General features: G+C 40.1%; 30 protein-coding genes. 15 read left to right on the forward strand and 15 right to left on the reverse strand.

Going from position 1 to position 23,344, the window contains the following annotated elements; translation table 11 throughout:
* The first annotated feature begins 18 nt into the window (after positions 1–18).
* Together cysK and epsC are read left to right on the forward strand one after the other, a co-directional pair.
* Positions 19–924, forward strand: a complete 906-nt coding sequence (gene cysK / locus CVS86_RS03270; protein ID WP_107790960.1) for a cysteine synthase A — start codon at positions 19–21, stop codon at positions 922–924.
* A gap of 4 nt (positions 925–928) precedes the next feature.
* Positions 929–1,480 (forward strand): serine O-acetyltransferase EpsC, encoded by a 552-nt coding sequence (gene epsC / locus CVS86_RS03275; protein ID WP_107790961.1) that lies wholly within the window; start codon positions 929–931, stop codon positions 1,478–1,480.
* Positions 1,481–1,845: 365 nt separating this feature from the next.
* On the opposite strand, the gene CVS86_RS03280 is transcribed toward epsC, so the two are convergent.
* Entirely contained in the window at positions 1,846–2,148 is a 303-nt protein-coding gene (locus CVS86_RS03280) for a c-type cytochrome (protein ID WP_009294052.1), read from the reverse strand.
* Positions 2,149–2,240: 92 nt separating this feature from the next.
* On the opposite strand from CVS86_RS03280, the gene gmhB reads away from it, so the two are divergent.
* Genes gmhB through CVS86_RS03305 form a run of 5 tightly spaced genes read left to right on the forward strand, consistent with a single transcriptional unit; the run spans position 2,241 to position 6,094 of the window.
* Positions 2,241–2,756, forward strand: a complete 516-nt coding sequence (gene gmhB / locus CVS86_RS03285) for a D-glycero-beta-D-manno-heptose 1,7-bisphosphate 7-phosphatase (RefSeq protein ID WP_107791002.1) — start codon at positions 2,241–2,243, stop codon at positions 2,754–2,756.
* Complete coding sequence (gene rfaD, locus CVS86_RS03290) at positions 2,753–3,742, forward strand: ADP-glyceromanno-heptose 6-epimerase (protein WP_107790962.1); 990 nt, start codon at positions 2,753–2,755, stop codon at positions 3,740–3,742. Before gmhB ends, rfaD begins: the two co-directional genes overlap by 4 nt.
* Complete coding sequence (gene rfaE1 / locus CVS86_RS03295) at positions 3,735–5,153, forward strand: D-glycero-beta-D-manno-heptose-7-phosphate kinase (RefSeq protein ID WP_107790963.1); 1,419 nt, start codon at positions 3,735–3,737, stop codon at positions 5,151–5,153. The genes rfaD and rfaE1 overlap by 8 nt, the downstream gene beginning before the upstream one ends.
* Complete coding sequence (gene gmhA / locus CVS86_RS03300; protein WP_103596131.1) at positions 5,128–5,697, forward strand: D-sedoheptulose 7-phosphate isomerase; 570 nt, start codon at positions 5,128–5,130, stop codon at positions 5,695–5,697. Before rfaE1 ends, gmhA begins: the two co-directional genes overlap by 26 nt.
* A 1-nt stretch (position 5,698) precedes the next feature.
* Complete coding sequence (locus tag CVS86_RS03305; protein ID WP_009294047.1) at positions 5,699–6,094, forward strand: SseB family protein; 396 nt, start codon at positions 5,699–5,701, stop codon at positions 6,092–6,094.
* A gap of 1,043 nt (positions 6,095–7,137) precedes the next feature.
* Here CVS86_RS03305 and tilS read toward each other — a convergent pair.
* From tilS to panC, 3 genes are read right to left on the reverse strand one after another with little or no spacing between them, the layout of a single operon-like run.
* The gene (tilS, locus tag CVS86_RS03310; protein ID WP_107790964.1) at positions 7,138–8,130 is read right to left on the reverse strand and encodes a tRNA lysidine(34) synthetase TilS; all 993 of its coding nucleotides are present in this window, start codon (positions 8,128–8,130) and stop codon (positions 7,138–7,140) included.
* Entirely contained in the window at positions 8,127–9,437 is a 1,311-nt protein-coding gene (gene rimO / locus CVS86_RS03315; protein WP_107790965.1) for a 30S ribosomal protein S12 methylthiotransferase RimO, read from the reverse strand. The genes tilS and rimO overlap by 4 nt, the downstream gene beginning before the upstream one ends.
* Positions 9,438–9,439: 2 nt before the next feature.
* Entirely contained in the window at positions 9,440–10,261 is an 822-nt protein-coding gene (panC, locus tag CVS86_RS03320) for a pantoate--beta-alanine ligase (protein ID WP_107790966.1), read from the reverse strand.
* 120 nt (positions 10,262–10,381) lie between these two features.
* Here panC and prfB point away from each other — a divergent pair, with 120 nt between their 5' ends.
* Positions 10,382–11,482, forward strand: a complete 1,101-nt coding sequence (gene prfB / locus CVS86_RS03325; RefSeq protein ID WP_103595613.1) for a peptide chain release factor 2 — start codon at positions 10,382–10,384, stop codon at positions 11,480–11,482.
* A gap of 21 nt (positions 11,483–11,503) precedes the next feature.
* On the opposite strand, the gene CVS86_RS03330 is transcribed toward prfB, so the two are convergent.
* Positions 11,504–12,055 carry a tetratricopeptide repeat protein gene (locus tag CVS86_RS03330; RefSeq protein ID WP_107790967.1) on the reverse strand — a complete coding sequence of 184 codons (552 nt, stop codon included), beginning with the start codon at positions 12,053–12,055 and terminating at the stop codon, positions 11,504–11,506.
* Positions 12,056–12,132: 77 nt separating this feature from the next.
* Here CVS86_RS03330 and CVS86_RS03340 point away from each other — a divergent pair, with 77 nt between their 5' ends.
* Genes CVS86_RS03340 through CVS86_RS03355 form a run of 4 tightly spaced genes read left to right on the forward strand, consistent with a single transcriptional unit; the run spans position 12,133 to position 15,093 of the window.
* The gene (locus tag CVS86_RS03340; protein ID WP_107790968.1) at positions 12,133–12,450 is read left to right on the forward strand and encodes a type II secretion system protein; all 318 of its coding nucleotides are present in this window, start codon (positions 12,133–12,135) and stop codon (positions 12,448–12,450) included.
* Complete coding sequence (locus CVS86_RS03345) at positions 12,447–13,787, forward strand: dihydrolipoyl dehydrogenase family protein (RefSeq protein ID WP_107790969.1); 1,341 nt, start codon at positions 12,447–12,449, stop codon at positions 13,785–13,787. Before CVS86_RS03340 ends, CVS86_RS03345 begins: the two co-directional genes overlap by 4 nt.
* Positions 13,788–13,797: 10 nt before the next feature.
* A complete protein-coding gene (locus CVS86_RS03350) occupies positions 13,798–14,457 on the forward strand; it encodes a tetratricopeptide repeat protein (RefSeq protein ID WP_002941997.1) in 660 nt (219 codons plus the stop codon).
* 12 nt (positions 14,458–14,469) lie between these two features.
* Positions 14,470–15,093, forward strand: coding sequence for a tetratricopeptide repeat protein (locus tag CVS86_RS03355; protein ID WP_087580858.1), 624 nt, complete (start codon positions 14,470–14,472; stop codon positions 15,091–15,093).
* A 44-nt stretch (positions 15,094–15,137) separates the two neighbouring features.
* Here the strand turns inward: CVS86_RS03355 and CVS86_RS03360 are convergent, their stop codons facing one another.
* The 8 genes from CVS86_RS03360 to CVS86_RS03395 all read right to left on the reverse strand — a co-directional run bounded on the left by CVS86_RS03360 (position 15,138) and on the right by CVS86_RS03395 (position 20,484).
* Complete coding sequence (locus CVS86_RS03360) at positions 15,138–15,350, reverse strand: helix-turn-helix domain-containing protein (protein WP_107790970.1); 213 nt, start codon at positions 15,348–15,350, stop codon at positions 15,138–15,140.
* A gap of 282 nt (positions 15,351–15,632) precedes the next feature.
* Positions 15,633–16,169, reverse strand: a complete 537-nt coding sequence (locus CVS86_RS03365) for a hypothetical protein (protein ID WP_002942078.1) — start codon at positions 16,167–16,169, stop codon at positions 15,633–15,635.
* Positions 16,162–16,683, reverse strand: a complete 522-nt coding sequence (locus CVS86_RS03370) for a hypothetical protein (RefSeq protein WP_107790971.1) — start codon at positions 16,681–16,683, stop codon at positions 16,162–16,164. The genes CVS86_RS03365 and CVS86_RS03370 overlap by 8 nt, the downstream gene beginning before the upstream one ends.
* Positions 16,680–17,684, reverse strand: a complete 1,005-nt coding sequence (locus CVS86_RS03375; protein ID WP_107790972.1) for a hypothetical protein — start codon at positions 17,682–17,684, stop codon at positions 16,680–16,682. The genes CVS86_RS03370 and CVS86_RS03375 overlap by 4 nt, the downstream gene beginning before the upstream one ends.
* Positions 17,685–17,744: 60 nt before the next feature.
* Complete coding sequence (locus tag CVS86_RS03380) at positions 17,745–18,191, reverse strand: hypothetical protein (RefSeq protein ID WP_107790973.1); 447 nt, start codon at positions 18,189–18,191, stop codon at positions 17,745–17,747.
* Positions 18,181–18,960: a lysophospholipid acyltransferase family protein gene (locus tag CVS86_RS03385; RefSeq protein WP_107790974.1), complete on the reverse strand. Its 780-nt coding sequence runs from the start codon at positions 18,958–18,960 to the stop codon at positions 18,181–18,183. Before CVS86_RS03385 ends, CVS86_RS03380 begins: the two co-directional genes overlap by 11 nt.
* Positions 18,941–20,242 carry a tRNA (N6-isopentenyl adenosine(37)-C2)-methylthiotransferase MiaB gene (gene miaB, locus CVS86_RS03390; protein WP_107790975.1) on the reverse strand — a complete coding sequence of 434 codons (1,302 nt, stop codon included), beginning with the start codon at positions 20,240–20,242 and terminating at the stop codon, positions 18,941–18,943. Before miaB ends, CVS86_RS03385 begins: the two co-directional genes overlap by 20 nt.
* Complete coding sequence (locus tag CVS86_RS03395) at positions 20,242–20,484, reverse strand: HP0268 family nuclease (RefSeq protein ID WP_002941786.1); 243 nt, start codon at positions 20,482–20,484, stop codon at positions 20,242–20,244. Before CVS86_RS03395 ends, miaB begins: the two co-directional genes overlap by 1 nt.
* 172 nt (positions 20,485–20,656) lie before the next feature.
* On the opposite strand from CVS86_RS03395, the gene nusA reads away from it, so the two are divergent.
* Both nusA and CVS86_RS03405 read left to right on the forward strand, forming a co-directional pair.
* Complete coding sequence (gene nusA / locus CVS86_RS03400; RefSeq protein ID WP_012139939.1) at positions 20,657–21,760, forward strand: transcription termination factor NusA; 1,104 nt, start codon at positions 20,657–20,659, stop codon at positions 21,758–21,760.
* The gene (locus tag CVS86_RS03405) at positions 21,760–22,239 is read left to right on the forward strand and encodes a GNAT family N-acetyltransferase (protein ID WP_107790976.1); all 480 of its coding nucleotides are present in this window, start codon (positions 21,760–21,762) and stop codon (positions 22,237–22,239) included. Before nusA ends, CVS86_RS03405 begins: the two co-directional genes overlap by 1 nt.
* Before the next feature lie 48 nt (positions 22,240–22,287).
* Here the strand turns inward: CVS86_RS03405 and CVS86_RS03410 are convergent, their stop codons facing one another.
* Positions 22,288–22,692, reverse strand: a complete 405-nt coding sequence (locus CVS86_RS03410; RefSeq protein WP_234399218.1) for a hypothetical protein — start codon at positions 22,690–22,692, stop codon at positions 22,288–22,290.
* Between the two features lie 20 nt (positions 22,693–22,712).
* The gene (locus CVS86_RS09970; protein ID WP_234399219.1) at positions 22,713–22,889 is read right to left on the reverse strand and encodes a hypothetical protein; all 177 of its coding nucleotides are present in this window, start codon (positions 22,887–22,889) and stop codon (positions 22,713–22,715) included.
* 159 nt (positions 22,890–23,048) lie between these two features.
* Between CVS86_RS09970 and CVS86_RS03415 the strand changes: the two genes are divergently transcribed.
* Positions 23,049–23,261 carry a transcriptional regulator gene (locus tag CVS86_RS03415; RefSeq protein WP_103575997.1) on the forward strand — a complete coding sequence of 71 codons (213 nt, stop codon included), beginning with the start codon at positions 23,049–23,051 and terminating at the stop codon, positions 23,259–23,261.
* Positions 23,262–23,344: the final 83 nt, after the last annotated feature.

Genomic DNA, 23,344 nt, shown 5'->3' on the forward strand with positions numbered 1-23,344 from the left:
TTTATTTTAGGAGGAGTGATGATCTACGATAACATCGTAAAAACGATCGGTAATACACCTATCGTAAAGGTTAAAACAGGTGCTGACGAGGCTGAAATTTACGTAAAATTAGAGTTTTTTAACCCAGGCGGCTCTGTAAAAGATAGGATCGCATTTAATATGATCACAAAAATGCTAGCTGATGGCACGCTAAAACATGGCGACACTATCGTTGAGCCAACAAGCGGAAATACAGGTATCGGCGTAGCTATGTGCGGTGCTGCACTTGGCTTTAAAGTGATACTTTGCATGCCAGAGAGCATGAGTATCGAAAGACGCAAAATAGTAGCTGCTTATGGTGCACAGCTTGAGCTAACTCCAGCGTCTGGTGGCATGAAAGCAGCGATCGCAAGAGCTACAGAGCTAGCAGCTCAGCCAAATCACGTAATGCTAAGCCAGTTTGAAAACAAGTATAACCCACAAGCTCACGAACTAACAACAGCAGCTGAAATTGTGGCTGATTTTAGTAAGCTTGATGCCTTTGTAGCTGGCGTTGGTACAGGTGGCACGATAAGCGGCGTAGCAAAAATTTTAAAAGAAAAGGGCTATGATACTAAGATCATCGCAGTTGAGCCTGAAGCATCGCCGGTTTTAAGTGGTGGTAACCCAGGACCGCATAAAATTCAAGGCATTGGAGCCGGATTTTTACCAAATACTATGAATATGAGCCTAGTTAGTGAAGTAGAAAAAGTAAGCAACGATGATGCGCTAAACGCAGCTAGAGCAATCGCTAAAAGTGATGGACTCATGATAGGTATAAGTGGTGGTGCTGCTTACGTGGCTGCAAAAAGAGTAGCTAAAAGACTTGGCGCTGGCAAAAAAGTACTTTTCATAGCTCCAGATAATGGCGAAAGATACTTAAGCACAGAGCTTTACGGAGCATAAAAATATGTGGGAGAGTCTAAAAGAGCTAGTTCAAACCGTCCGTGAAAAAGACCCATCGGTGCATAGTTGTTGCTTTTTGGCGATACTTATAAACACTCCTGGCATCCATGCGGTTTTGTTTCATAAAATTTCTCATTTTTTATATGAGAAAAAGTGGTTTTTTCTAGCTAGACTCATCTCGCAAATCGCAAGATTTCTAACGGGCATCGAGATCCACCCTGGGGCAAAGATCGGTAAGAGATTTTTCATAGATCACGGCATGGGCGTGGTTATCGGCGAGACGGCTGAGGTCGGTGATGATGTGATGATGTATCATCAAGTGACACTTGGCGGTACTGGCAAAGAGTGTGGTAAGCGCCATCCAACCATTAAAAATGGCGTGACTATCGCCGCTGGCTCAAAGATACTTGGTGCCATAACGATCGGTGAAAATGCTAAGATCGGTGCAAACTCAGTCGTGCTAAAAAACGTCCCAGCAAATGCAACTGTCGTTGGCATACCTGCAAGAGTTGTCAGGGTAAATGGGACAAAATTTGAGCCAGAATTTATCATTTAAAATTTAAATTTACTTTCACTACTTTATAAAAATGCAAATTTTTGATACGGCAAATTTACTATCCACTATGCTGCCAGCGTTTTTTAGCTTTGCGCTGCCTATTATAATATTTGTCATTTTAATAAATTTGATAACAAAATTTATCAGACGAAAGCTGCGCCAAAAATCTTACATAAAATTTAGCCAAAAAAATATAGTTGATACGTTTAGCGCAAACTTTTGCTGAGGGCATAGCCTACGCTTATGAAAAAAGAGTGCCGATAAAAGAAGATGTATATTGTGACTTTATATACCAAATGCTAAAAGAACTTTTGAAATTTGGTGTGAGTTTAAATTTGTAGAAAAAGGGGCGAGCGCCCCTGTGATTATTTTAAAGTTTGGATGTATTCAGCTACTGCTTTTGCATCTTCATCGCTCATTGGAGTAGCGATAGGTTTCATCATAGCACCAAGACCAAATTTATTTGCTCCTGTTTTGTAGCCTTTTAGAGCTGCTTCGATAGCTGCTGCGTCAAGTGATGTTAAAGCTGGAACTTTGTTATTGAAAACTTTTTCAGCTTTAGCGCCATGACAGGCAACGCATTTTTTATAGATAGTAGCGCCATCTGCAGCGAAAGCAGCAGTTGAAAGTAGTGCTGCAACACTTGAAACGATTAGTAGTTTTTTCATTTGTCATCCTTTTTAAAAAACGTGCCGGCATTATAATACAAAAATGTAAATTTGCAAGGGGCGGGTTAAAATATTTTGGCTATAATCACCAAATGATAAAAGAAACAGCCAACAAAGCACTTTTTTTAGACCGAGATGGCGTCATAAACGAAGACGCTGGATACGTTTGCGAGATCAAAGACTTTAAATTTATTGATGGTATTTTTGATGTGTTAAGAGAATTTGCTAGGGCTGGCTACAAGCTCTTTGTCGTGACAAATCAATCAGGCATCGGTAGGGGCTACTACACGCAGGAGCAGTTTGACGCTCTAAATAAATTTATGCTTGAAAGCTTTAAAAAAGAGCAAATTTTTATCACCAAAGTCTATTTTTGCCCGCACGCTCCAGAGCAAAAATGCACCTGCAGAAAACCAAATCCAAAAATGATACTTGATGCTTGCAAAGAGTTTGACATAGACCTTGAAAACTCGCTCATGATAGGCGATAAGCCAAGTGACGTCGAGGCTGGCAAAAGAGCAGGTGTTGGTAGAAATTTCTTGCTCGATGGGATAATTTTTAAAGATGTAAGAGATGTTTTAAATAAGCTAAAAAAGGAAAAATCACTATGAATTTAAACGGAAAAAAGATAGTTATAACTGGCGGCGCTGGTTTTATCGGCTCAGCTTTGGCACACTATTTTGATGAAAACTATAAAGATGCTCACGTGCTTGTCGTGGATAAATTTAGAAACGACGAGACATTTAGCAACGGCAATCTAAAAAGCTTTGGTCATTTTAAAAATTTACTTGGTTTTAAGGGTGAAATTTACGCTGGCGATATCAACGACCCTAGCACACTTGAGAAGATAAAAAGCTTTCGCCCAGACGTTATCTATCACGAAGCAGCGATCTCAGATACCACTGTCAAAGAGCAAGACGAGCTAATAAAAACAAATGTAAATGCCTTTGTAAATTTGCTTGATATCTGCGAGAGTCTGGGCGCAAAGATGATCTACGCTAGCTCAGGGGCGACTTATGGCAACGCAAAGAGCCCACAAACCGTTGGCGAGTGCGAAGCGCCAAATAACGTATATGGCTTTAGCAAGCTAAGCATGGATAATATCAATAAAATTTATGCAAAGCGCGGCGTGAGCGTGGTTGGACTGAGGTATTTTAACGTCTTTGGCAAGGGCGAGTTTTTCAAAAACAAAACCGCCTCGATGGTGCTTCAGTTTGGACTTCAAATTTTAGCTGGCAAGACCCCAAGGCTCTTTGAGGGCAGTGACCAGATCAAACGTGACTTTGTCTATATAAAAGATATCATTGAGGCAAATATAAAAGCACTTGACGCGCCAAGTGGCGTCTATAACGCAGCTACTGGCAAGGCTAGAAGCTTTCAAGATATCGCTGACATCTTGCAGCGTGAGATCGGCGTAAATTTAGGCAACGAATATATCAAAAACCCATTTATCGGCTCATATCAGTTTCACACAGAAGCCGACGTCGCCCCAGCTCGCGAGGCATTTGGCTTTAGCGCGACTTGGAGCTTGGAAGAGGCGATAAAAGACTATTTGCCAGAGATAAAGAGAATTTATAAGGAAGAGATAAATGGCTAAGAGGGTTAAAATTTTAGTCGTCGGCGACCTCATGCTGGACCACTATATCTGGGGCAGCTGCGAGCGCATCTCGCCTGAAGCACCTGTGCAGGTGGTAAAGATAAATAACGAAACTTATACGCTTGGTGGCGCTGGTAATGTAGTAAGAAATTTACTCTCCCTTGGTGCAAACGTGAGCGTAGCTAGCGTCTTAGGAGATGATGAGGCTGGTAAAAAGATAAAAGAGAAGCTTGCTGAGATAAATGTAAAAGATGAGCTGATCCTTACTGAAAAAGGGCGTGAAAGCTCGATAAAAAGCCGCATCATGGCATCTCACCAGCAAGTTGTCAGGATCGATAAAGAGAGCGTTGTCAAGATAAAATTAGAAGATGAGCTCGTCTCAAAAGTCAAAGAAAACCTTGCAAATTTCAAGGCCGTCTTGCTAAGTGACTACGGCAAAGGCGTGCTTAGTGAGAAGGTCTGCCAAGAGATCATAAACGAGTGCGTGAGGCTAAATATCCCAGTGCTCATAGACCCAAAAGGCAGCGACTACTCAAAATACAAAAACGCCACCCTTCTAACGCCAAATAAAAAAGAGGCGAGTGAGGCTACAAATTTAAAGATAAAAGACAAGGCCGAGCTTGAAAAAGCGATAAAACAGCTAAAATACGAGCTAAATTTGACCTATTCGATCATCACGATCTCTGAAGAGGGCATCGCGCTATATGATGACAAATTGCATATCTTTGCGGCCAAGGCAAAAGAGGTCTTCGACGTCACAGGTGCAGGAGATACGGTGCTAGCGACACTTGGCTATATGCTAGCAAATGGGGCTGATATAAAAGAGGCGATCAAGATAGCAAATCTCGCAGCAGCCGTCGTCGTGGCAAAGATCGGCAGCGCAACGGCTAGTTTTAGCGAGATCGAGCAGCTGTTAAATAGCTCATTTGGGGCAAATTTCGAGCACAAGCTTAAAAGCGTTGAGGAGTTAGAAGAAATTTTGAGCCAAAAGGGCAAGAAAAAGGTCGTTTTCACAAATGGCTGCTTTGATATCTTGCACGCTGGACACGTAAAATACCTAGCCCGTGCAAGGGAGCTTGGCGATCTTTTGGTAGTCGGGCTAAACTCGGACGCTTCAGTTAAGAGGCTAAAAGGCGAAGCAAGGCCCATAAACTCGCAAGATGATAGAGCCTGCGTGCTATGCGGGCTTGGATTTGTAGACTATGTCGTGATATTTGATGAGGATACGCCATTAAATTTGATAACAAAGATAAAGCCTGACGTGCTTGTAAAAGGGGCTGACTACAAGGGCAAAGAGGTCGTTGGCAGCGATATCGTAAAAGAGGTCAGGCTGATCGACTTTGTCGAGGGCAAAAGCACAACAGGGATAATAAAAAGGATAAAAGATGCTAAAAACGATGATAAAAAATGAGCTTGAGGCTCACCAAAAGACCTTTAGCGAGCATGTAAATTTGCTAGGTAGCCTAGAGCGCGCTTGCCAGATGGTGGCTGATACGCTAAAAAATGGCAAAAAGGTGCTCATATGTGGTAACGGCGGCTCTGCGGCGGACGCTCAGCACTTTGCAGCCGAGCTAACTGGCAGATATAAAAGCGAGCGTCAGCCACTACCTGGCATCGCGCTAACTACAGACACTTCGGCACTTACAGCCATTGGCAACGACTACGGCTTTGACTATGTTTTCTCACGCCAGTTTGAGGCTTTGGCTCAGTCAGGCGACTTGCTCGTGGCGATCTCAACGAGTGGCAACAGCAAAAATGTCCTTGAGGCTATAAAAAGTGCCAAAAAAATGGGCGCATCAGTGCTTGGACTTAGCGGCAAAGGTGGTGGCGCGATGAATGAAGGATGTGATCTAAATTTAGTCGTTAGCTCAAGCGATACAGCAAGAATTCAAGAGTCGCACATCTTTTTTATACACACGATCTGCCAAGCCGTAGATGAGGCTTTTAGGGGTTAAAATGCAAGAAGCGATGGATAAATTTTTAAGTGATCCAAGCGAGAAAAATGAGATAAATTTGATATCGGCTTTAAAAAAGGCTACTTTTTTTGCTCCAGTGCTTTTAAACCAAGCACTTGCAAAGCCTGATGGTGGCGTAGTTTATGAGGAGGAGGGCTCAAATATCAAATTTATCCTACTTGAAGATGAGGGCGAGAAGCTTAGCTATTTTCCGGCATTTACAAGCAAAGAGGCGATGAAGCTTTGGCGAAACGACAGCGAGCAAGAGAGCATTGAGATAGGGCTAAAGGAGTATCTTGCGATGCTAAAAGAGAGTAGTTATGCTGGCGTCGTGGTGGATGCTTTTAGCTATGACTTTGTGCTAAAAAGAGAGCTGATAGAGAAAATCCTCGCTTAGGGCGTAATAAAATTTATAAAATTTTACGCATTATTTTATGCAAATGGCTTTGATGAGGTAGATTTTGAGTTGCTGGTCTATTTAAATTTTTAGGCTGGCTTTTTGCTGCGATCGGCGGTGATTTATAAATTTGACTTTTTTGAGTGCTTTTATTAAATTTGATATTGTAGATGAGCTAAATTTAGTAAGCTACAAATTTCACTATCTCGTTTATAAAATTTGGTTTCATATATCTTTGTTATTGGTAGCAAAATTAAATTTGATATACGATTTTAAAGCGATAAGACCGCTGTGAATTTTAAATTTAAGTTGAAGATCGCAGCTATCCTGCAACAAAGATATGTGGATCAAATTTAGAGTTTTATTGCTTGAAAAATTTATATCGTAGATGAGTTTTTGGGCTGTTTTAAAACAGCTGTGAAATTAAATTTACTAGATGATGCTTTAAATTTGGCTCTTTATAGATTAAATTTGACTTTTAGTATAGAAAATTTGCAGGTTTAGTGCTGTATTTGTCAAGGTTGAAGCAGGCATTTACTTGAGAGCTTGAGTAAAATTGCTGCTTAAGGCTTTAAAATTGACTTTTCAGATCAAATTTGCAGCCAAATTTAAGCCCAAAAAATAGTTGTAATAAACTAAAAATAAATAAATTTACCGATAGAAATTTTAAATTTTGCAGACTTAACGCTTTAGTGTGAATATCGTAAAGGTAAAATTTACTGGTTGAGCTTTAAAATTTGCTCTTTTGTGTGTTAGATTTATAGCCTTTGTATTCTAAATTTATACACAAAAGCAGTTTATATCAGAAAAAAATAAAGGCGGCTAAAGCCAAATTCGCAGTTTTTGCTCTAATTGCTAACGTGGGTGGTTGCTTTTTGCTTGTGAGAGTGGAGTAAAATTTAGTTTTAAATTTGACCTTAGTAGATTAAATTCGCAGATAGAAATTTTAAATTTTTGCGGACTTGTTAAGATTGTTGTAGAAAATTTGGTGATAAAAAGTTTAAATTAGCCTTTGGTAGATCAAATTTAGAGCCTAAAAAGCTCTATCTACTAAAAAATTTAGAAAGGTTTTCTATTTGAATGCCGTTTGCAAATAAATAGCCTCTATTTATCGCTGGGAGCTTTAAAATTCTAGCTTTTTCTTTAAAAATTTTTGGCATTACGACTTTGCAAAATGGCGTTACCAAAACAAATTCATTAGCATATCCAACGGCGATCTTGCCACTTAGCACCACGCTTGTTTGCCTTGCTAAATTTGCATTTAGCTCATCTTTTTGAGCCTTGCTTAAAAGTACATTTAGCTCTTTTGCTGCCATATCGACGCCCCGCACAACGTTACTATCATTTTTTATAATAAAAATTTCATTATCTATCTTTGTGATATTTGGCAGCAAATTTTGCCTATCAGCCTCCAAAAACTCAAAGCTTCTTTTCACGCCGCCAAAATACTCGTCCAAAAACGGCTCGCTAAAATTTAGCCTCACAAAGCTTCTTTTAAGCTTGCCTTCTAAATTTGTCTCATCGACAAAGTAGCGCAAACCTCGCTCGTCAAGGTAGTTTTGAAGCTCTTTTTTGCGTAAATTTAAAAGCGGTCTAACCAGCCAAAAGTGCTTTCTCCTCTCAAGCTCGCTCATGCCAAAGAGCTCTTTTAGTCCAGCACCCTTGCCAAGCTGCATCAAAAACCACTCAAATTTATCGTCAAATTGATGTGCTAGGATCAAATTTTCATAGCCAAAATTTTGGCAAATTTCTCCAAAAAACTCATATCTTGCTTCACGTGCATTTTTTTCAAAATTTGACCCAGCTAAATTTACACTTTTTACGTAGATCTTTTTGCCAAATTTGCTAGCAAGCTCTTTGGCGCTTTCCACTTCAAATTTGCTCTCTTTTCTAACGTTGTGATCGACTATGGCTAGATCAAATTTGACCCCAGTCTCGTGTAAAATGTAAAAAAGTGCGGTGCTATCTATGCCGTGCGAGAAGGCAAGCAGGTTTGCGCCTGAGCTTAGCTTACCAAGCACATTTTGGCTTATCATTTTGCTTTTTTGATGATGGTGGCGACTAGTTTTTGATCAACCACGTCGCTGACCTCGCAAAGGTAGAGCGAACCGATCTCAAGCTCTTTTAAGTCGCTTTCATTGATCAAAATTTCGCCGTCTATATCTTTGTCCCAGATATCTTTTTTGGCTGCGTAAAACATCTCGCCCTCGCTGCTAATGCCCTCAAGCGATGCGTAAATTTGCTTGCCAAGCTCTTTTTGTAAACTCTCATTTATCGCTTTTTTAGTGATCTTTTCTATCTTGCTTAGCCTTTTTGAGATGATCTTGGCTGGGATTTGCTCCATTTCAAAAGAGGCTGTGTCCTCTTCTTTTGAGTAGGCAAAGGCTGAAATTCTATCAAATTTAAACTCTTCTAAAAACTCGCAAAGCTCCTCAAAATCCTCCTCGCTCTCGCCTGGGTGTCCCACGATGACACCAGTTCGCAAGAATGAATTTTTGGCATTTCTCATCAAATTTAAAAGCTCTTTTATCTTTTTAGCGCCACTTCCACGCTTCATTATCTTTAGCATATTTTCGCTGATGTGCTGGATGGGCATGTCAAAGTAGTTGTGAAAGATAGGCGAGGCGATTATGCGCGAAATGAGCTCCCTGCTGGTCGTACTTGGGTAGATATAAAGTATCCTAGCGCTCTTTACGCCTTTTATCTTTTCTATCTCGTCTATTAAATTTATTAGCCCGTCGCTAACGCCATGATCGCGCATGTATGAGCTTGAGTCTTGGGACAAAAAGCTAAAGTCGTAGTAGCCTTTTTTGACTAGATTTTTGACCTCATTTACGATGTTTTCAAGCGAGCGTGATTTTAGCTTGCCCTTAAATGTCGGTATCGCGCAAAAGCTGCACTTTTGGTTACAGCCCTCTGAAATTTTGATGTAGGCGTGGTAGTTTGAGCCAGTTATCACGCGCTCTTCGTTTGCCTGCAGATAAGTCTGCGGGCTAAATAAATTTTGCTTTTTCAAGATGATCTCATCGATCTTGTCGTAGTCTGCCACGCCGGTAAAGAGATCGACCTCTGGTAGCTCTTTTATTAACTCATCTTTGTAGCGCTGCATAAGACAGCCAGTCACTACTAGCAAAGAGCCATTTTTACGAGCTTCGTGCATCTCAAGTATGGTTTGGATGCTCTCTTCTTTGGCGGATTTGATAAAGCCGCAGGTATTTACGATGATGACGTCTGCGTCGCTGATATCGTCCGTGATATCGTAGTTTTGCAAGCGTCCTAGCATGATCTCCGAATCAACTAAATTTTTATTACAACCAAGCGAGATTAGATGAAGTTTTGGCATTTTTAGATCCAGATGTTGTCTATTAGCCTAGTTTTGCCAACATAGGCGGCTACTAAGATGATGGTGTTACCTTTTTCTACTTTTGAAATTTCATTTAAATTTCTATCCGTAACCGCGACGTAATCAACTTTTAGTGGCTCTAAAACCTCAAGCATATTTGCCTTGACCTCGCTCGCGTCTTCTTCGCCGTTTTGGATCAAATTTAACGCTTTATTTAGCGATCTTGAAAGTCTTAGCGCGTTGCACTTATCTTCGTCGCAGATATAGACGTTTCTGCTTGAAAGTGCTAGGCCGTCAGGCTCTCTAACGATATCGCAAGCTACTAGCTCGATGTTTAAGAAAAATGTCTTTATCATATTTTGCACGATGATGAGCTGCTGCGTGTCTTTTTTGCCCATATAGACGCTATTTGCACGGGTTAGGCGAAATAGCTTGTTTAGCACTCTTAAGACGCCATCAAAGTGCCCAGGTCTAGTTTTGCCCTCTAAGATGGTCGAAAGCTTCTTTGGAGCGACGATGAGCGGTTCATCTTCAAAGTAAAGCTCATTTGTGTCTGGTATAAAGATAGCGCTAACGCCGTTTTGCTCGCAAATTTGGATGTCGCTTTGCTCTTTTCTTGGGTATTTGTCCAGATCTTCGCCTGGCAAAAATTGAGTTGGATTAACAAATGTTGAGACGATGCTTATCTCATTTTCGCTCACACATTTTTTTATAAGGCTAACGTGTCCGTTATGAAGTGCGCCCATTGTCGGCACAAAACCGATCTTGCCACTTGCATTTTGGACAAAATTTTCAAGCTCTTTTATAGTTCTTATGATCTGCATATTTGACTCTTTTTATCTAAATTTTAACTTGGCATTGTAACAAAAAAGGATTAAAAGGGCGTAAATTTAAAAATGTAAGCAACTTTTGGCTAAAATCGGCAAAAATTTATGGAGAAAAACTTGGATAGTTACGAATACAACGAGCTTTTAAAGAAGCTACAAACAAAAGTTGAAAACATAGGCTCTATCGTAAAGCCTGACGAGATAAAGGCTAGGCTAAAAGAGATCGAAGCGACCGAGCAAGACCCTGACTTTTGGCAAGATATCGCAAGAGCTGGGGCGCTAAATAAAGAAAAGACAAAAATTTCAAACATGCTTGCTAAATTTAGTGACGCTCATCAAGCAGTTAGCGACGCAAAGGAGCTCTTTGAGCTAGCAAATTCTGAAAATGACGAGGAGACTATAAATTCTCTCTTTGAAGATGCTAAAAATTTAGATGAAAAGATAGTAAATTTAGAAATTTCTATGCTTTTAAGTGGCGAAGATGACGGCAAAAACGCGATCGTATCGATCCACCCAGGAGCTGGTGGTACTGAGAGCAACGACTGGGCGAGCATGCTTTATAGGATGTATCTTAGATTTTGCGAGCGTGAGGGCTTTAAGGTTGAGACTTTGGACTTTCAAGAGGGCGAAGAAGCAGGCCTAAAGGATGTGAGCTTTATAGTAAAAGGCGAAAACGCTTATGGTTACTTCAAGGCAGAAAATGGCATCCACAGGCTCGTTCGAACAAGCCCATTTGATAGCGCAGGACGCCGCCACACAAGCTTTTCTAGTGTCATGGTAAGCCCTGAAGTAGATGATGATATAGAGATCGAGATCGAAGAGAAAGATCTAAAGATAGACACTTATAGAGCTAGCGGTGCAGGCGGTCAGCACGTAAATAAGACTGAATCAGCCATCCGCATCACGCACATACCAACTGGCATCGTCGTGCAGTGTCAAAACGACCGTAGTCAGCATAAAAACAGAGCCACAGCGATGAAGATGCTAAAGTCGCGCCTTTATGAGCTTGAGCTGATGAAGCAACAAGAGGCGAGCAACAGCGTCGAAAAGAGCGAGATCGGCTGGGGACACCAGATAAGATCATACGTGCTTTTCCCGTATCAGCAAGTAAAAGACAACCGCAGTGGCGAGGCATTTTCGCAAACTGATGCGATACTTGATGGAGATATCAAAAAGATGATAGAGGGCGTTTTGATCGCTCAAAAGGCTGAGGGGTAGTAAATTTAAAAGAGATGAGAGCTAAAATTTCATCTCTTTTAGCTTGGTGCAGGCTTCTTCTTTGGCATGGTAGCAAGCCTCATCAAGATAAATTCTAGCTTTTTTATAGTCATTTTTGCCTAGGTAGATAAGCCCTAGATCATAGCTGGCCTCGCTTGAGCCAAGGCTAGTGGCTTTTTCATAAAAATATATCGCTTTTTCTAAATTTTTATTGACCCCAAGGCCGTACTCGTAGATATATCCAGCGCTTCTTAGTCCGTCTATGTTGCCGTATCTGCCAGCTGTCTCAAACCAAAAAAGTGCCCTTAAGATATCCTTACTAAAGCCTTTGCCGTCACGAAAACAAACGCCAGTTTGCTGCATGGCTAGGACATTGCCATCTTTTGCGTAGTCGTAAAATCTCTTGCAAGCCTTTGGATAGTTGCCTTCGTTATATAGATAGATGGCGTCTGCTATCTGCTCTACTTCAGGATCAAGTGGTGGCTCGCTAAGACCTAAATTTTGCGAAATTTGCTCTGCTGAACAGCCACAAAATAGCAAAATGCTAAATAGAAAAATGATAAATTTTTTCATATTTGTCCTTGAAAATTTAGGCGATTTTATCGAATTTTATCTTATAATGATCGCAAATTTAAGCAAAAAGGAACGATATGGATCATAACGCACTTTTGACACAGCTTGGCTACAACATAGACGAAACGACCACTGAGCATATGCGTAGAATTTTAAATAACACTGATGGCCTTTTGCCAAAGAGTGTGATCGAGCTAAACGATCATCTAAAGCCGCACCTTTGCTTTGTAGCGATGAGCGGGAGTGAGGATAGGCTAAAAATAAAAAACGTTGCAACCGTCAAAGAGATAAAAGAGCGTGTTGATGAGATCATCAAAAGCTGGGCAAATAAATACAGAATGGATATCAAAAAGATAAACGAAACTACATACTACATAATAGGAAAAATTAAATGAAATATGACATTGTTATTATTGGATTTGGTAAGGCTGGCAAGACGCTAGCGGTAAAGGCGGCTGCGCTTGGTAAAAAAGTCGCGCTAATCGAGAGATCGCCAAAGATGTATGGAGGCACTTGCATAAATGTGGGCTGCATACCGACAAAGCGTCTAATCACAGCTGCAAAAGAGGCGATATATGCAGATAATAGCGTTGAAAACGAGTATTACACGCTTAGCATCGAAAATAAAAATAAGCTAATCTCAGCTTTAAATTCTAAAAACTATGCGATGCTAAATGATAAAGAAAATATCGACGTGATCGATGGCGTTGGCTCGTTTAAAGATAAAAATAGCGTCTTAGTCACAACCTCAAATGGCGAGCAAAAAGTCGTTGAGGGCGAGTTTATCATCATAAATACCGGCTCAAAAGAGGCGTATGCGCCATTTGAGATAACAAACTCAAACGTCTTTTCAAGTAAAACTTTGCTTGATCTAAAAACTATGCCAAAGCATCTTGTCATCGTTGGCAGTGGCTTCATCGGCATCGAGTTTGCATCGATGTTTGCAAATTTTGGCTCAAAAGTGACCATCGTCGGACGCTCACCACTTCTAAAAAATGAAGATGAAGACATAGCTAAAAGCGTAAAAGATGCGCTAAGCGTGCAAGGCGTCGAAATTTTAGAGGGCTGCGAGATAGAGAGCTTAAAAGATAATGCGCTAAATTTTAAACAAGACAGTGAAGATAGGATCATTAAGGCTGATGCGTTTTTAGTAGCGCTTGGCAGAGTGGCAAATTTAGATGATCTAAATTTAAAAGCAGCTGGTATCGAGCTAAATGAAAAAGGCTTTATAAAGACAAATGAGCGCCTTCAAACAAATGTGTCGAACATCTACGCAGTGGGCGACGTGCGCGGCGGAGAGCTTTTTACCTACACGAGCTTGGATGATTTTAGGATAGTTTTCTCGCAAATTTTTGGCGATAAAAAGCGCACCACACAAAATAGAAGCATCCACGCAAACGTGCTATTTACCGACACTCCGCTAGCAAGAGTTGGCGTAAATGCAAAAGAAGCTAGCAAGCTTGGGCTAAATTTCAAGGAGCTAAAACTTAGCATGGCAGCAGTGCCAGGAGCAAAGGTGCTAAATCATGATGTGGGCATGCTAAAAGCGATCGTTGAAGCAAGCAGTGGCGAAATTTTGGGGGCTAGCTTTCACTGCATCTACGCAAATGAGATCATAAATGAGATCGCGATCGCGATGAATTTAAAAGCAGACGCAAATTTCTTTAAAAACCAAATTTTCACTCACCCAAGCATCAGCGAAGCCCTAAATGACTTGTTTGGACAATACTAAAAGGATAAAAATGAAAAAATATCTACTACTTTTAACTGCTCTATTTTTCACAGGCTGCTTAAATGTGATCGGCATCGGAGAGACGCCAAAGCAAGATGACTCATGGCAGCAACCAAAGGACGAAAAGGTGGTGCAAAACAAAGAGCAAATTTCAAAAAATGCCATCGATCTTTTAACACCAAAATGCGAGAGCGGCGATGCTGAAGCTTGCAACGACTTGGGTGTAAATTTTGAGCTTATGAAAGAGTATGACAATGCTTACGCAAACTACAAAAAGGCTTGCGATGCGAAAGTGCAGCTTGCTTGCTCAAACCTTGGTACACTCTATGAAAACGGCCTTGGCGTGAAAAAAGATCCAAAAAAAGCGGTCGAAATTTACAAAGATAGCTGCAATAGTGGCGGCGTACAAGCTTGCTACCACCTAGGAAACGCCTACCGCAAGGGCGAGATCGTAAAACAAGACTACTATCTAGCGATGGAGGCCTACACAAACGCTTGCAACGCTGGGGATTTGCCAAGCTGCGCAAATATCGGTGCGATGTATGAGCTAGGTCTTGGTATGAACAAGGACGAAAAGAGAGCTTATGGGATTTACAAAGTCGCTTGCTTTCGTGGTCTAAACAAGGCGTGCCCACAGATGAAAAGACTAGGCGCAAAGCTTGGCATGTAAGCAGGAAAATAAGTGAAAAAAGTTTTAAATTTTGGGCTTATCGTAGCTGCTAGCTTTATGCTAAGTGGCTGCTGGTCGTGGCAAAAGATGGTGAGCTTTGGCTTTTGGCAAAGTGATGAGGAGGCTAGGGCGGAGCGCCTTGAGCTTGAAAAAGAGAAGATGGTGCAAAACTGCGAGAGCGGGAATAGCATCGACTGCAACAACCTAGCTGTAAATTTTAGCAACGAAAAGGACTTCGTAAAGGCAAAAGGCTACTACGAAAAGGCTTGCAACGCTGGGCTTGCAACTGCTTGCTCAAATTTAGGTCAAATTTACGAGCAAGGGCTAGTTGATGAGCAAAAAGATATCGAAAAGGCTCTAAAGCTTTATAAACTAGCTTGCGATAGTGGCGACGGCGTTGGCTGCTACAACGAGGCAATGGGACTAAAATCCTACATCGAAAGCGAAAATTTAAAAACTCATAAGATAGATAGAAACAAGGCTGAGGCTAGGGTGCTAAAGCTTTTGGCAAAGAGTTGCGAGCTTGAGTATGCTCAGTCGTGCTTCTTGCTTGCAAAGCTAAGCGGCGATGAAACAAAGGCGGACGCACTTTATAAAAGAGCCTGCCAACTTGGCAAATGTGTGGATAAAAAGTAAGAATTTGTGTAGCTTAAATTTATAAAAGCTACACAAAGTTAAATTTAGTTTGATCCGCTAAGTCTATATCCCACGCCTGAGATGTTTTTGATGAGGTTGGCGTCAGTTTTTACCCTTATCTTTTTGATAGTCATTCTAAGTGCTTCGTTACTCATCGATTTTTCGCTCCAGACATAGTTTTCTATCACTTCGTAACTCACCACTTTTTCTATATTACTCACGAGCAAAAAGAAGAGTTTTGCCTCATTTTTTGGCATCTGAACCTCTTCGCCATTTTTGAAAAAGCTGCTTGCTCTTCATATCGTATTCGTAAATTTCTTTAAATTTGATTCTGCTTTCAAAAATATCTTTTGTCGCCATTATGATCGTGGTTTGAAGCTCTTTACATAGTTTTATAACCTCGCTTTGTGTGTCAGCATCTGCGTGTGTAAGAGTTTTTTTGACCTCTTGTAGCAGAGAGGGCTCTAGCTTTTTATATCCTAGTATTTGCTAAGAGCAGTGCGATTTTAATTTTATGTGGAGAAATTTATTAAATTTGGTTACTTCAACCCAAAAACTTTTATGTTAAAGGTCGTGTGGATCTTGTCGTTTTCGCCCTTCATGACGATAGGAAATTCGGCTTTTATGATGCTGTCGTAGCTGCTAAGCGCATCTAAAAAGTCATAAAATTTCTGTGGGGTTTTAAGCGAGCTAGTGACATTTAGGCGGTATCTAAAAAACTTCTCAGTTGCATTATTTTCGCCTTCTTCTATCTTGCTAAGGCTCACTTCGCTAAAAAATTGTGATGCGAAATTTATAAATTTGTCCTTATCAAAAGCTGTATCATAAGCCAAGATGATAGCGCCGTCCTTTTGTCTTGTCGCCTCAAGTGCTTTAAATTTAGCTTCAAATTCATTTTTTACCTTCGTATATGATGAGGTTTGCGAATAGTTTTGTCTTGAGAGGCTTTTAAATTCTTTTATGTTTGGCACGATAAAGCCAAATATCATAATGAAGCAAACTATGATAAAAGCAAATATAAAAAGTAAAAGCTTTACTGGGTCGATTTTTTCTAAGCTCGTATCTTTTTTACTCATTATATCCCTCAGAATTATCAATCTTATTTGTGCTTATAAAGCCGTACCAGCCGTTTTTGCTCTGATAAAAGCTAGTGTTTGACGTGGTGAAAATCGACCTTAGTGGCGAGGCCAAAAGCTGGTTAAAGACATCTTTTGTAGGCGTTATGCCGCGTATGATGAGCGAGTTTTTATCCATAAAGACCTCTTCAAGCGTGATGCTATCAGGCACAAGGTCAAAGAGGTTATGCAGGCTTTGCTTTAGGATAGAGTTTGACGTGAAAATATCGTTTGCTGCGTCTATCTGCACGCCAAGTCTAGCTGAAATTTCATCAGTATCAACTATCTTTTGACTAAGCTCTTTTTGCTCATTTGCTAGAAATTCTATATTTTTCTTGGTTGAGTAGTTTTTATAAACGATAAAGAAATTTGCCACCAAAAGCACCACAAAGACAAAGCCGATGAGGCTTAGCCAGAGCTTGCTAAAGATAGATAGAAGCGGTCTTGGTTCTGGAGTGATGAAGCTAAATTTCATAGTGTTATCTCTTCTTGCATGATCTCATTCATGATGTGATTTGTGTTGATCGGATAGCTTGATGTCTCCACAAATAGCTCAGACTGCAGGTATTGTAAAAAGGTTGCACTTGTTTTTGTGTTTTCAAAAACGATGATCTGCTCGATAAAATCGCCGCCGTAGATCGGATTTTCATAAAATTCTTTCATAGCTTTTGCGATGTAGTCAAACATCTTCATATCGCGCCCAAATATCGCTACTGACTTCTCGACATTGGTCGAAGCTGGCATATTTAGCTCGTAGTTTAGATCTTCAAATTCTTTTGGTTTATCATCGCTTAAAAAATCATCCAAACTCTTAAAATCATCAAGCGCCGTTGCGCCATCTTCTTCTTTGACTATAAGGTTGTCTATGTCTGTTATATCCTCTTCTTTTAGGCTTTCGATCTCTTCGTTGCCCTCTTCAGTGTCACTCATATTTAAAAACGTAGAGAGCTTCATCTGCTTATCTTTAAATATCGCAAGCGCAAAAGAGTGCGAGTGGATGTAGAGATATAGCGTGGTTTTTGGCGAAATTCCACGCTTTAAAAGCTCGTGAAAGAGCAGGGCGATAGGTGAGTAGATAAGATCGACGCTACCTTGCCCAAAGAGGTTTTTATATCTTCTTATAGCATTTAAATTTGCATATATGCTCCAGCTATCTTGCATCACAAGGCTGGTTAAATTTTGTGTGTTGATGTTGAATTTTTTATACTCGTCAAAGTTGGCAGTAGGCAGCGCACCTTGTGAGTCGTCGTTAAAAAAGAGCGAAACATAGACGCCAAAATAGGTCTTTTCCTGCTCTTCTATGTATTTTAAAACTTTTTCATCGACACTATCTATGCTTATGTCTGTAAATTTAGCATTTATGGTTTTTATAAGCTTGCCGTTTCTAAAGACCTGACCGTAAAATATGCACTCGTTGCCCTCGATCACGACGCTTAAGAAAAGGTTTGAAAAAAGCTTTTTGATGCTAAAAGACATAACTCTCCTAAATTTAGTGCATTATTTTTGATATGTTAGCTAAAAAGGGATTAAATAAGTTTAAAACAGCTCGTTTTTTAGTTTTGCAAACGCCTCTTTCATCTTCAGAGCTTCGCTTTTTAGCTCATCATCAAGCAGTGCAGAATTTCTCAAATTTTCAAAATCCTCTATCATCACATCACACATCATTTTGATGCGCTCATTATCAGCCTTACTGACACCATTTTGGCTCATTTTTTTGATGCGTTCAAGATACTCTTTGCCGTTTTTTATGTATGAGTTAAATTTCATAGCTGCCTTGCTTTGATTAAGCGTGGTGGCGGCCATCTTATTGTATGCGTCAAGATCAAGGGCTTTTTGGCTTAAATTTATAGCCTTTTCATACTCTTTGCTCTCGTAGTAAAATTTCGCTTCAAGAGCGAGCTTGTAGGAGTTGTCGCTGTAAAAAAATAGCCCAAACAAGGCTATTATAAAAATGGCTATAAAGATAGAAATTTTATTTTTCATAAATTTCGTCCAAAATTTCTCTTATCTCGTCACTTATTTGCGGATTTTTGTGAGCATATTTTTTCCACCAAATTTTTAAATTTGACCTAAAGTCCTCTTTGTTTTGCTCCACGCTCTTGCCACCGTCATTTTGTGAGGCCTGCCAAAGCTCGTTTTGTATCTTCTCTTTTGCCTCTTTTTGCTCTAAATTTGCCACGCTAAAAGGCGCTGAGAGGCTAAATTTTATAGTTGAAAATGGCTTTGGAAGTATCATCTTATCCCAGCTTTTAAACTCCCAAAATGAGTTTGCTTCGAAATTTAGAGCGTAAATTTTGCAAGATGACTTTTGCGCGATCACCGCAGCTCCGTCTGCTACGCTGTGTCTTGGACCGCGTGGGCCATCTGGTGTGATGATGACGTCGTGGCCTTGCTTTATCTCTCTTAGGGCTTCTATGAGCGCCCTTGCGCCGCCTTTTGAGCTGCTGCCTCTAATGGTGCCGATGCCAAAAAATTTGATTATTCTGGTGATTAGCTCGCCATCTTTGTGGTCGCTGATTATTACCTTGCCTTGTTTTCTGTTTTGGCTGCTCCACCAGCGTCTGTAAGCAAAGCTCATAAAGCTAAGCCTGCCGTGCCAAAAGACGACGACGCAGCCATTTTGTGGTAAGAAATTTGGAGTGTAGCTCTTTTTGCAGGTTAGAAAAATGAGCCACATCAAAATGTAGATGAAAAAGACGCCAACGCTCGTGGCGAGCTTTTCAAGGGTATTTTTAAATTTGCAGCTCGCCATACAAAACCATTCGTTTTGGGTTTGTGATCTTTACTTTTTGCGTAGTGCCAAGAAGCTCCTCACTGCCATCAATTTGAACTAAAAAGTTGTTAAAACTTCGTCCAGCAACGCCGCCATTTGCTCTTAGCTCTTCAAAATATACATCAAAAATTTTATCTTTTTGTGCCGCCACGATCTCGTCTAAAATTTCGCTGTGGCGATTTTGCAGGCGCGTTAGCCTTTCTGAGGCGGTTTTATCATCTATTTGATTTGTAAAAGTAGCTGCTTTTGTAAGCGGACGAGGCGAATACTTAAAGCTAAAAATTTGCTCAAATCTAACTTGCTCAAGCACGTCCATCGTATCTTCAAATTCATTGTCGCTCTCACCTGGAAATGCGACGATGATATCAGTTGAGATGCTCACGTCTGGGCACATTTTTCTAAGTCTTAGCGCGCGGTCTAAAAACCACTCTTTTGTGTATCCACGCTTCATCTCGCGCAAAACTTTGGTGTTTCCGCTTTGAAGTGGCATGTGCATAGATTTACAAATTTTTGGGTTATTTGTGAAAATTTCAAGAAATTTATCATCCATGTGAAGTGGATGTGGGCTTGTAAATCTTATCCTCTCAACACCCTCTATCTCGCTTATCTTCACTAGCAGGTCGCTAAAATCGATATTTTCTTGCACGCCTGAAAATCTTTTGCCGTAGTTATTGACATTTTGCCCTAGTAAAAATATCTCTTTTGCGCCGCTTTTTGCGGCCTTTTCTACCTCTTTTAGGATGAGGCTTGAAGGGATAGAAATTTCATCGCCTCTAGTGTGTGGGACGATGCAGTAGGTGCATTTTTTATCGCAGCCGATTGAGATGTTGATGTGGCTTTTATATGGCGAGCCTCTAAATTCGCCAAATGCATATTCGCTCTCGTCGTGGTTGATGTCGGTTGAGATAAATTTAGGTGTATTTACCGCCTTTGTGATCTTGCTAACATTTCTTGCGCCAAGGACAAAATCAACATAAGGTGCGCGCTTGAAAATTTCACTACCCAAATGGCTTGCAGTGCAGCCACAAACGCCTATTTTAGCACCTCTTTTTTTGGCTTTTTCAAAGGCTCCAACCTCGCTAAAGAGCTTATGAACTGGCTTTTCACGAACTGAGCAGGTATTTATAAGGATTAAATCAGCTTCTTCGATGTTTTGTGTTAAGGAGTAGTCTTCTTTTTGTGAGAGCTCGGCTATGATATGCTCGCTGTCACGAACATTCATAGCACAACCTAGAGTTTGGATAAAGAGTTTTTTACTCATTAAAGTATATGCACTTCATACATATAATCGCTATCATCAAGCCCGTATTTCACGGTTCTGTGATAAACGCTTAGCCCTTTTTCTTCAAAGTGCTCGACTAAGGCGATTAGCTGTTTGTGTGTGTTTTCTTTATCAAAATAGAAAATTTTCTGACCCTCTTTTTCGACAGCTGCCTCTATCTTTTCTAGTGAAATCGTTTTTGGTTTTGCGTCTAATTCGGCTCTTGCAAGTTTTAGCTCCATTTTTAATCCTTTCAAAATCTTAAATTTTAATCGGTCAATATACCCAAATCATCATAAAAAAAGGATTAAATAAAAGTTAATAACAAGCTTAAAGTTATTAAAAGTATGGCTCATGTATAATTTCAAAACTTCACGAAAAATCCCCGAAATTTATCGTCACAATGGAGAAAAAATGGAAAGAATATCAGACATTATAGAGTCAATTGCAAATGAGAAAAATTTAGAGATAGAAGATGTAAAAGAGCGCGTCATAAGAGCCTTGATAAACACTGCAAAAAGGGTTTATGGCGAAAATTATGAGTATGACGTGAGTATCGATGCTAATAAAAATTTAAAGCTTTATCAAAAAATTTCAATCGTAGCAAACGACGATGAGAGACTTGCTGAAGACAATGAACACTTTTTAAGCTTAAAAGAGGCTAAAAAGATAGATAGTGGCGTAGAGATCGGAGATGAGCTCACTTACGAACTAAGCCTTGATAACCTTGGCAGAACCGCAGCTCAAACGCTTCACAAAGAGCTTGAGTATCACATCCAGCGCCTAGTAGAAGAGAAAATTTTACAAAAATATAATGAGATGAGCGGTCACATGGTCTTTGGTCCAGTTGTAAGGGTCGATAACGATGAAAACACATTTATCGAGATAGACGAGCTTCGTGCCATCTTGCCACGTAAAAACCGCATAAAAGGCGAGAAATTTAAAGTGGGCGACGTGGTAAAAGCGGTCATTAGAAAAGTTTTTACAGATAAAAATTTAGGCATAAAGGTCGAACTTTCAAGGACTTCGCCTAAATTTCTTGAAGCGCTGCTAACTTCAGAGGTGCCTGAGATAAAAGATGGTGGCATCATCATCCAAGGAAGTGCGAGGATCCCTGGCGAAAGAGCAAAAGTAGCGCTCATCTCAACCACTCCAAATATCGATCCAGTCGGCGCAACCGTTGGCACAAAGGGTGTTAGGATAAATGCCGTAAGCAAAGAGCTTCATGGTGAGAGCATCGATGCGATCGAATACACCACCGAGCCAGCGATCTTGGTAGCTCGCGCTATGGCGCCTGCGATCATCACATCTGTAAAGATCGAAGAAAACAAGGCGATCGTGACACTTGCGAGCGAGCAAAAGAGTAAGGCGATTGGCAAAAACGGTATAAATATCCGCCTGGCAAGCATGCTAACTGGCTATGAGATCGAGCTAAATGAGCTTGGCTCAAAAACTAGCAGCAGCGGCGAAAATGGCGAAATGGTCAAGGATCTAAAAGCACTCTTTGGTGATAACTAATGAAATTTGAAATAAGAAAAGCGACTGAAGGCGATATAGACGTGATCTGCGAGCTTGTAAGAGAGCTTGCGAGCTATGAAAAGATGAGTGATCAAGTCACTTTTACAAATGAAATTTTCGCAGACTCCATTTTTAATAAAAATCACGCAAAAGCCCTTGTTTGCGAAAGCGAGGGCAGGGCTATTGGCTACGCTATCTATTTTTACACGTTTTCTACATTTTTAGGGCTTGGCGGGATCTATCTTGAGGACATCTACGTCAAAAAAGAGTTTAGAAATCAAGGCATCGGCAAGGCGTTTTTTAAATTTCTAGCTCAAATTTGCAAGGATGAAAATTTAAAAAGGCTTGAGTGGTGCTGCCTAAACTGGAACGAGCCAAGTATCAAATTTTATGAGAGCATGGGTGCCAAAAATCAATCTCTTGAGTGGAGAACCTACCGCTTAGACGGCGAAAATTTAGAAAAGCTGATAAATTTATAGTTTCTAGCAAAAGCTCAAATTTGCTTTGAAATTTGAGCTTGTGAGTGATTAAAATTTATATGTATATCCCATATAAAGACCGAGGTTTGTCTCTTTGGCATCAATCATATCAAATTTGCTGATCTTGCCGTAGTCAGTTCTATCAGCTTTTAGACCAAACTCAACCGCATTATTTTCGTTGATAGAGTATTCGGCACCAACTCTTGCACCTAGTATCCAGCCGTTTGTGCTAGCACTTTCCATCGGAGTTTCAGCATCGCCACCTTTTATTTTTAGTTTTGAAAAACCAGTATAGCCACCAAGAACTAGTTTAAGATCTTTTGCTACGCTTGGAGTGTAGTCAGCTCCAACTATAAATTTATGAGTTTTCCACTCAGCTACGCTTTTATCTTCGTCATTTGCTGTTTTCTTAACTTTAAAATCATATATGTAAGCACCATAAACTCTAGCCACATCAAAGTCATAACCAGCTTTTATGCCAAGACCGGGTTGTGCTTTTTTGACTTTTGATGTGCCACTCTATCGCTATTTGCTTTTAATTTTGAACTAAAAGAGTAATCTCCTTCAACTCCCACAAACGCTCCTTGCGCTAGAGCAGCGGCACTAGCTAGGCTTAAACCTAAAGCAACCTTTAAAACTACATTTTTCATTTTTACTCCTTATTTAAAAAATGTTACGCGGCTATTTTAAATTTTCTTATATTAAATAAAGTTTAAATATTCAATGAAATTAATAAAAAACATAAAATAATTCAATTGTTTTCTTATCAGAATAAAATTTATAAAATCACTCGAAAAAAGGAGTGTAAAGTGGGTAAGATGACAAAACGTGATATGGCTTATCATTTAGACGTTGATGTCGCAACGCTTTACAACTGGCGAAAACACAAGCCAAACCTTTATCGTATCGTGATGCTTGGATTTAAATTTGACGAGCTTATCGAGCAGAGCAAAAAGACTTGCAACGAGCTTTGCGAATATGAAAATTTAATCAATCAAGATATAGAAAAATTTAGTAAATAATCGTTTAAAAATCGTAATCTCTTTTATAATCAAAAGTGTTAGAAAATTCAAAATTTCTAAGATATTTTTGGCTAGAAAAGCTA

This window comes from Campylobacter concisus (genome assembly GCF_003048605.1).
Classification (GTDB): domain Bacteria; phylum Campylobacterota; class Campylobacteria; order Campylobacterales; family Campylobacteraceae; genus Campylobacter_A; species Campylobacter_A concisus_BM.